This window comes from Martelella mediterranea, assembly GCF_021021415.1.
Lineage (GTDB): Bacteria > Pseudomonadota > Alphaproteobacteria > Rhizobiales > Rhizobiaceae > Martelella > Martelella mediterranea_C.
Map to the genome: position 1 here is coordinate 91610 of NZ_JAINWJ010000022.1, position 7772 is coordinate 99381.

The window sequence follows — 7772 nt, forward strand, 5'->3', positions numbered from 1 at the left end:
GGCGCCCCATGTCACTTTCACAAAATCTCTACACGCGCGCGGGGATCATCTTTCCTCTCGCCGCGACAATCCTTGCGCTGGCTGCGGCCACCATCATCGATCCCTATCTCGCCTATGTCGCAACATCCTGGGTGATCTTCGGCCTTCTCGGGCTTAGCCTGGATGTCGTGTGGGGGCGCGGCGGCTTCCTCAGCCTTGCCCAGACCGCCTTTTACGGGCTCGGCGGCTATTTCGGCAGTGTCGTCGCCGTCAACCTTGCCGAGATGACCGGGCATTCCATCCTGTGGAGCCTGCCCGCCGGGGCGCTGTTCGGCGCGATGGTCGCCGCCGCTCTCGGCTGGATCATCTTCTATGCGCGCATGGGGCCGCTTCAGGCCACGATCCTGTCCTACACATTCACCCTGCTTTTGTGGTCCGTCAGCCAGTCCTTCAAGCTTACGATCGGTTCCGCAGTCATTGGCGGCGATAACGGCATGTCCAACATTCCAGGCTTTGTTCTCGGATTTGGCAAGGGAGCGGAAGCGCTCGGGCCGCAGGCTGGCTTCATGTTCGTGGTTGCGGTTTCGGCGCTGGCCTATTTCGCCACGCGCCGGTTGATGACGGGCACGTTCGGCAAGGTCATCGACGGCATCCGCCTCGATATCCAGAAGACGGAACTGCTCGGCTACGATGTTCGCTTCTACCAGGTGCTGAATTTTGCCTGGTCAGGCGGTCTGGCCGGTCTTGCGGGTGCCCTTTTTGCGGGATGGGCCAATTATCTCAGCCCCTCGATTTTCTCGGTTCAGGAAGCGCTGCTGGTGCCGATCTACGTTCTCGTCGGCGGGCTTGGAACGCTGGCGGGGCCATTCGTCGGCGCGGTTCTGATCGGCGGGCTTTCGTTCTGGCTGGGCGGCGGTGCGGTTGGCGGCCAGACCACGCTGATCCTCGGTATTGTGCTGATCCTCCTCGTTCTTTTCCTCAAGAACGGCGTGTTGGGCGCGCTTGGCCAGTTCTGGGCTTCGCGGTTGCCTGACCCGAACGAAGCCGCGCGCGATGCCGGCGCGGTCCGGATCGACACCGGCGAACTCGAGCGAATCCTGACCGAAGCGGAGCGACAGGCCGGTCCGGCAAAGGCGCTCAGGACCGAAAAGCTTTTCAAGCGTTTCGGCGGCGTGATCCCCGTCAACAACGTTTCGCTTTCCTTTGCGCCCGGAAAGCCGTTTTCCCTGATCGGGCCGAACGGAGCGGGCAAGAGTTCGTTTCTCAAAACCTGTGTCGGCGTCTACGCACCCGAAGGCGGCTCGGTCGTCATCGGCGATCACGATGTCACCAAAGCGCCGATCTTTCGGCGCGTTCATGCCGGCATGGGTGTCAAGAACCAGAAACCTCAAGTTTTCGATGATCTTTCCACGCGGGAAAATCTCTGGATCGCGGCCTATTCCAGGGTCAGGAACCGGGAGCAGGCGAGCGATATCGCGGCAAGGGTTATCGCCATGCTCGGCCTTGAAGCCCAGTCGGGCGTCAGCGCATCGGCGCTGTCGCACGGGCAGCAGCAATGGCTGGATATCGGCATGGTGCTTTGTCTTGCGCCGCGCGTCGTTCTGCTCGATGAGCCGGCAGCGGGCATGACCAATGAAGAGACGCGAGAGCTATCCGGCCTCGTTCGCACCCTGGCCAAGTTCACGACCGTGGTCGTGGTTGAACACGACATGGAGTTCGTGCGCACGCTCGAAGGGCACGTCACGGTTCTGCATCAGGGCGAGGTGTTTGCCGAGGGCGATATCGAAACGCTGCGCGGTGACGATCGGGTTCTGGATATCTACCTGGGAAGGCGCGAGCATGTTTAAGATCAGAAATGCCACCAGCGGATACGGCAAGACGGTCATCATCCGCGATGTTTCACTGGAAGTCGGCAACGGCGAGATCGTGGCTCTCCTCGGAAGAAACGGCGTCGGAAAATCGACCCTGATGCGGTATGCGACCGGACTAATCCCGTCAATGGCGGGCGCGGTCGAGATCGATGGCCGCGCCGCGCCGCCATCATCGGCGAAACGGGCGCAGGCCGGTCTCGGTTATGTGCCGCAGGGCCGTTATGTCTTTGCGCGCATGACGGTAATCGAGAATATCGCGGTCGCAGCCGCCAGCAACGGGCACAATGGCAAGACGGCCGTTGCCGAAGCGCTGGCCGATTTTCCGATGCTTGAGCCGAAAGCCCATGACCTTGCGGGCGGTCTCTCGGGCGGCCAGCAGCAGATTCTCGCTCTGGCGCGGGCGCTCGCAATCCGTCCGAAGATACTGCTGCTCGATGAGCCGACCGAAGGCGTCCAGCCGTCGATCATCGATGAAATGGCCGGCGTCCTCAAACGCATCAACGCCGAACGCGGCATCGCCATTCTGGTCGCAGAGCAGGATCTCGACTTCTGCCTGTCGATCGCAAACCGCGCTTATGTGATGGAAAAGGGGGCGATCCGGCTGGAGGCCGACAGGGCGAGGCTGCAGGCAGACAAGGCGCTGCAGCAAGAGCTTTTGGGGGTCTGAGATGAACAGGGCCGAGGAATTGTCGCAGGACCAGAAAAACCGCATCGCCGCCACCCTGAAACGGATTCGCGCGGGGCTCAGGCAGTTTCGGACAGACGAGCCGAAAGAACCGGCCAGCATCTTCCGACCGGAGGTTTTCGATGAGTTATGATCTCGCAAGCGTGTCGGGCCAGATCGCAGCGCTTGCCGATGGCGCGGAAACGCCGGTCACACTGGCGGAACAGGCGCTGGAAAGAGAAAGCGCCAACAGGGATCTGAACGCTTTCGTCGCGCTTGACCCGGATATCGTGCTCGCCCAGGCCGAGGCGGCGGCCCGCCGTCGCAAGACCGGCAGTGCAGCGAGCCCGATCGATGGCGTTCCCATCGCCGTCAAGGATAATTATCTGACGCGGGATTACCCGACCACGGCCTGCTCGAACGCGCTCCCCGCGGATGCCGGCGGCATTGATGCGACGGTGGTTGCAAGGTTGCGCGCTGCAGGGGCCGTGATCTTTGGCAAGACCAATATGCATGAATGGGCCTATGGCGCGACAAACAGCGTCTCGTCTTTCGGACCGACACGCAATCCGCATGACAGGGACCGGATCACGGGCGGCAGCAGCGGCGGGTCGGCCGCAGCCGTTGCTTCAGGCATTGTCGGGGCAGCGCTCGGCAGCGACACCGGCGGCTCAATCCGCATTCCCGCCGCCGCTTGCGGCATTTACGGTTTCAAGCCGGGCTATGGTCGAGCGTCGCGCAACGGCGTCCTGGCGCTGAGCTGGTCGTTGGACGCGCCGGGACCGCTGGCAGCGCGGCTCGATGATATCGGTCATCTCTTGCCGTTTTTTCTCGGCAGGGACAGGGCCGATCCTTCGACCTTCGCCGCATCGCCCATGCGATCCGCCGATCCTGTGATCAGCCCGAAGCTGGTCTCGTTGACCGGATCGGGCCTCGAGCGCTCCGATGACGTGGAGGCCGCGATGCAGGCGGCTTTGAAGCAGGCTGGCCTTGCCGTTCCGCCTGTCGAACTCACGCAGGTCGCGAGCTATTTTGCGGCATGGGAAACGATCCTTCATTGCGAAGCCACGGCCTATCACCGCCAGCGGATGGCGCAAGACCCGGCCGGATTTTCCGCCGTAACGTGCGCGCATCTAATGGCCGGAAGCCAGCTTACCGCGCAGGAACTTCTGGAGGCTCAGGCCATACGCACCCATTTCACGGAGCTGCTCTTGCAATCGCTCGGTGAATGGGATGCACTTGTCTTGCCGACATTGCCGGTGGTTGCGCCCATTGCCGGTGAAGACTGGCAGGCCTTCGGCGGCCGCAAGGTGACCACCCAGGACAGCATGACCTGGTTTTGCTGGATCGGCAATCTCGCGGGGCTTCCCGCGGTGACCGTGCCGGTGCCCAACCCCGTTTCCGGGCTTCCCGTGGGCATGATGCTGATGGGGCGTCCGGGCCGGGACGAGGAACTGCTGGCGATTGCCGGGCTGATGGATCGCCGGATCAACGGAAAGGATCGGATGTGAGCGCGGAAGGTTTGAAAATCGGCGTGTTGTTTTCGCGGTCGGGGTCGATGGCCGTCACCGAAAACGCTCACACCAAGGGCATACTCCTTGCCTGCGAGGAGATAAACGCGGCGGGCGGCGTTCTCGGCAGGATGCTGGACCCGATCCTTCTTGATCCCGCCGGCTCGGACGAACATTATGCATCCCTGGCGACGGAGCTGCTCGTGAAGCACCGCGTCAATGTGATCTTCGGCGCCTGCCTGTCGACCAGCCGGAAGATGGTCTTGCCGATCATTGAAAGGTTCAACGGCATCTTGTTCTATCCCTCGGTTTACGAAGGCTTCGAATATTCGCCCAACGTCATTTACGGCGGGGCGGTCCCGAACCAGGTTGTTCTGCCCCTGCTCGAATATCTTTTCAAGCACAGGGGCCGGCGTATTGTCCTGATCGGATCGGAGACGCTCTATGCCCGTGAGGTCAATCGGATCGTGACCGAGTTTCTGGCCGAAAGCGGCGGCGAAACCGTGCTCGAAACCTACCTGCCGATCGGCGCGAGCAGCGATCATTTCGGCGTTGTACTGTCGCGTCTTGATGCGGCGCAAGCGGATGCAATCATATCCACGGTGGTGGGCGAAGACAGCGTAACGCTCTATAATGCCTTCGCGGCGCAGGGGCTTGGTGGAGAGCAGTTGCCGATCGCTTCGCTGACGGCGACGGAATCGGAGCTTGCGTCGATGCCGCCGGAGGCCCGCGCGGGCCATCTCTCGGTCACCTCCTATTTTTCCACCTTGAACCTGCCAGCAAACGAGGCTTTCCGGCAGGGCTTTCTCAAGCGTTTCGGCCCGGAAGAAGAACCGGGTGTCTACAGTGAAGTCTGTTATTCCCAAGTTCACATGCTAGCCGACGCCATTCGCCAAGCAGGGTCGGAGGAAACGGATGCGCTGCTTTCCGCGCTTTCCGGGGCCGTGCTCAAGGGGCCGGCCGGCGATCTGTTCCTGGACACCGAAACCAACCATGCCTCGCTTCGCCCGCTCATCGGCCGGGCCAGGCGGGATGGCACCTTCGACATCGTCTGGCGCGGGGCGAGCGTCATCCGCCCGGACCCTTATCTCGTCGGTTATGATCGTTCCATTGTGGAGCACGCGACCGCATGAGCGATGAACTGCCTCTTCGCAATGAAACACTGTTGCGCCGCCTGCGGCGGATGCGCGTGCTCGTGATCCATCCGGATGACGGCGAGCGGGAGATGTTTCTGGCGCATCTGAGGCGCATTGGCTGTCGGGTCGAAAGCATGTGGCCGGCGCCATCGTCATTGCCCGGAGAGGCGGACGTCGTTCTGTTTCTGGTCAACCGGATTCACGACAAGGGTGCGATATCGTGGATGTCGTCGGCCGAGAATATCGCCCGCATCGGCATCATTTCGTTTGAAACGCCCGAAATCCTGGCGGAGCTCGAACGTCTTCACGTTCATGGCGTGCTTTCGAAACCGATCCGCCTGTTCGGGGTACTTGCGGTGCTGACGACCGCCATTAGCCTGGTGCGACACGAGTCTCGACTGAACAAGCGCGTAAAGTCACTGGATGAGACCCTCAAGGCCCGCCGGAAAATCGAAAAGGCGGTTCGGATCCTGGCGCAAAGCCGGTCGATTTCGGAAACGGAAGCCTACAAGCGCATCCGCGATCGATCCATGCAGAGCAAGGAGAGCATTGCGAGCATCTCCGACGCCATCATCGCGGCACACGAAATCTGATCCCGTTCACCACACTATATAACCGGCGAGCGCTAGTCAGTGACAGCGCCCGGCTCGGCAATATCCGGTATCTGGTGTGCCGTGTTCGTCAGTAACCCGTTTGATCGGGCAGTCTTTTCCCGAACCCGACGCGCGGCTTCACGCTTTATCGTCTCCGGCCAGATTTTCCTGCCATCTGGCAGTTTTGCTTCGATAGCCCCAATCATGGGGACTAATTGCAACACTTACAGTCCATTCCGGTTCGCTACAGTTAAGGTTCGACCCTGACGGGATAGCTTTCAAGCTTGAGCCTGTCCCAAAGACACGGCATAAACGCATCGTCTTGCGGCAGGTTCATTCCGGACGGGCACCACCGCGGCGATACCGGAGTGATGTACTCGGCATCGTCACCCGCGAGTGTTTCCATGTCCGCCTCGTCGTCGAGCGCAGGTCCTCTGGGGACATAGACTCTCCATCGTTTAGACTGGAAATCCGAGTCTTGCATCGGAAGGGGAGCCATCGCGGGATTTGTGAAGTAGGTGCGGTAGGCGGGGTTGGGTATTTCGGGGCCAGCCTGAATAATTTCCGTGGCGTGCGGCGTGTAGGGTGTCACGCTGATAATGGAAGACAGTGGCACCGCGCCAAGAGAATCCCACTCTTCCATGAGCGCGAGATTGGGGTCGTTTGCGGGTTTGAACCAACCGCCGCCTTTGGTTCTGATCTCGACATGTCTCCAGTTCCTATAAGCCCTGAGTGATTGAAGCTGGTTGTAGAAACTGTTGGAGGCACGCAACTTGTAGACCCAAAGAGGTGTTGACGGCTTATTGCTGGCGTTCTTCACAAGCGACTTCCCCATACCCGTCGTCCACAGGTACGTGAACATGCCTTTCAGACTGGCGCTGGCCGAGATGAACTGGGAGGTTTTGTTGTCCTTGGCCAGGGATTCTCCGGTCAAATGGTCGGCCAGATTGCTATTTGTTCCCCATGGAAGGAAACCGCCTGCATCGGTGATCTCTTCCAAGGTGCGCGAGTCATAGCGATACAAGATGGTCAGCAATCTGCCCGAAACCGGACTGGCGGTGCAGGCATCCATATCGGAAACGGTGACGGACCATTGATTTTGAGCCGGGTCGATACGGACGTTGAAATCGCAATCGGCGTCATCGGCCTGCAATGTCGTCATCATATCATATCCGTGAATAGACCCTCCCGCAGCCGTATAGATGTTAAGCGAGGAAAAGTCCGGCAGGTCTATCGTGCCTGGCGTGCAGGCATTGTTTCCGCTCTCTTGCGTTGTCACACAGGTGAGTTTGGTCTGTGACGCGGCGTGGTAGAGCAGATTGACGTCATAGAGGGAAAACGGCTCTTCTTCGATGCTGTCGGCCTGCGAGACTGCCACGATCGACAATGTCGGATTCGCCATTGCCGGCATGGCCGTCAGCAACATCGAGCCGAAGACAAAAAGAAGTGTTGCGTGTGATTTCGACATGTTTAATCTCCTTTTGGATTGAGCATCCGAAAGTTATTTTGGAAATTGACAGGATAGACCTTCAGGGCGAGGTCGCTGTTTAAGCACGGTGTCAGAACCAGGGGGCCACTCGCCAGGTTCAGAAGTGAGGGACAAAAACGCAGTGGCGTGCCTGGCACCAGGCTAATCAGCATGGGGGCTGGAGTTGACGCCTCGGCCCGCGCTTCTGCCGTCGTTCCGTTATACTCATAGTAATAAGGCAGATCGAATGTCCCCATCGAAGCCAATTTATCGCTATTGGTTGTGGGGGACGTGAAGTAGGTCTTGTAGCTATCGAATGGCGCGCGACCGGTAACCGGCACTGGCCCATTGAGACCCAGATGAAACTTCTGTCCATCTATCAGTTGAAATTTATTAACCTGAAGTTGCGTGAGGTGCTCGCCAATCAAAGACGATGAGTAAGCAAGGTCTCTGACAGATCTATCTGTATCACCAAATTTTACAGTTGTGTCGAACCATCCTGGCATCTCTCTCAGAGGCCGATTTAAAAGTTATTGAGTGATATCAGAAG

The 7772-nt window shown here is 59.6% G+C and carries 8 protein-coding genes; 6 read left to right on the forward strand and 2 right to left on the reverse strand.

Translation table 11 applies throughout. The annotated features are described in order from the left end of the window. The first annotated feature begins 8 nt into the window (after positions 1–8). From K7H91_RS14750 to K7H91_RS14775, 6 genes are read left to right on the forward strand one after another with little or no spacing between them, the layout of a single operon-like run. Complete coding sequence (locus K7H91_RS14750; RefSeq protein WP_230721027.1) at positions 9–1826, forward strand: branched-chain amino acid ABC transporter ATP-binding protein/permease; 1818 nt, start codon at positions 9–11, stop codon at positions 1824–1826. Continuing rightward, the gene (locus K7H91_RS14755; RefSeq protein WP_230721028.1) at positions 1819–2517 is read left to right on the forward strand and encodes an ABC transporter ATP-binding protein; all 699 of its coding nucleotides are present in this window, start codon (positions 1819–1821) and stop codon (positions 2515–2517) included. Before K7H91_RS14750 ends, K7H91_RS14755 begins: the two co-directional genes overlap by 8 nt. Before the next feature lies 1 nt (position 2518). Next, positions 2519–2668 carry a hypothetical protein gene (locus K7H91_RS14760; RefSeq protein WP_230721029.1) on the forward strand — a complete coding sequence of 50 codons (150 nt, stop codon included), beginning with the start codon at positions 2519–2521 and terminating at the stop codon, positions 2666–2668. Next, complete coding sequence (locus tag K7H91_RS14765; RefSeq protein WP_230721030.1) at positions 2658–4025, forward strand: amidase; 1368 nt, start codon at positions 2658–2660, stop codon at positions 4023–4025. The genes K7H91_RS14760 and K7H91_RS14765 overlap by 11 nt, the downstream gene beginning before the upstream one ends. Further along, complete coding sequence (locus K7H91_RS14770) at positions 4022–5158, forward strand: transporter substrate-binding domain-containing protein (protein ID WP_230721031.1); 1137 nt, start codon at positions 4022–4024, stop codon at positions 5156–5158. Before K7H91_RS14765 ends, K7H91_RS14770 begins: the two co-directional genes overlap by 4 nt. Continuing rightward, a complete protein-coding gene (locus K7H91_RS14775) occupies positions 5155–5754 on the forward strand; it encodes an ANTAR domain-containing response regulator (RefSeq protein ID WP_230721032.1) in 600 nt (199 codons plus the stop codon). Before K7H91_RS14770 ends, K7H91_RS14775 begins: the two co-directional genes overlap by 4 nt. A gap of 250 nt (positions 5755–6004) precedes the next feature. Here the strand turns inward: K7H91_RS14775 and K7H91_RS14780 are convergent, their stop codons facing one another. Together K7H91_RS14780 and K7H91_RS14785 are read right to left on the reverse strand one after the other, a co-directional pair. Beyond that, positions 6005–7222, reverse strand: coding sequence for a hypothetical protein (locus tag K7H91_RS14780; protein ID WP_230721033.1), 1218 nt, complete (start codon positions 7220–7222; stop codon positions 6005–6007). 2 nt (positions 7223–7224) lie between these two features. After that, complete coding sequence (locus K7H91_RS14785; protein ID WP_230721034.1) at positions 7225–7728, reverse strand: hypothetical protein; 504 nt, start codon at positions 7726–7728, stop codon at positions 7225–7227. Between the last annotated feature and the right edge of the window lie 44 nt (positions 7729–7772).

Excerpts from the sequence above, each read along its gene's own strand:
- K7H91_RS14750 (WP_230721027.1), top strand. The coding sequence starts at position 9 with ATGTCACTTTCACAAAATCTCTACACGCGCGCGGGGATCATCTTTCCT.
- K7H91_RS14755 (WP_230721028.1), top strand. The coding sequence starts at position 1,819 with ATGTTTAAGATCAGAAATGCCACCAGCGGATACGGCAAGACGGTCATC.
- K7H91_RS14760 (WP_230721029.1), top strand. The coding sequence starts at position 2,519 with ATGAACAGGGCCGAGGAATTGTCGCAGGACCAGAAAAACCGCATCGCC.
- K7H91_RS14765 (WP_230721030.1), top strand. The coding sequence starts at position 2,658 with ATGAGTTATGATCTCGCAAGCGTGTCGGGCCAGATCGCAGCGCTTGCC.
- K7H91_RS14775 (WP_230721032.1), top strand. The coding sequence starts at position 5,155 with ATGAGCGATGAACTGCCTCTTCGCAATGAAACACTGTTGCGCCGCCTG.
- K7H91_RS14780 (WP_230721033.1), bottom strand. The coding sequence starts at position 7,222 with ATGTCGAAATCACACGCAACACTTCTTTTTGTCTTCGGCTCGATGTTG.
- K7H91_RS14785 (WP_230721034.1), bottom strand. The coding sequence starts at position 7,728 with ATGCCAGGATGGTTCGACACAACTGTAAAATTTGGTGATACAGATAGA.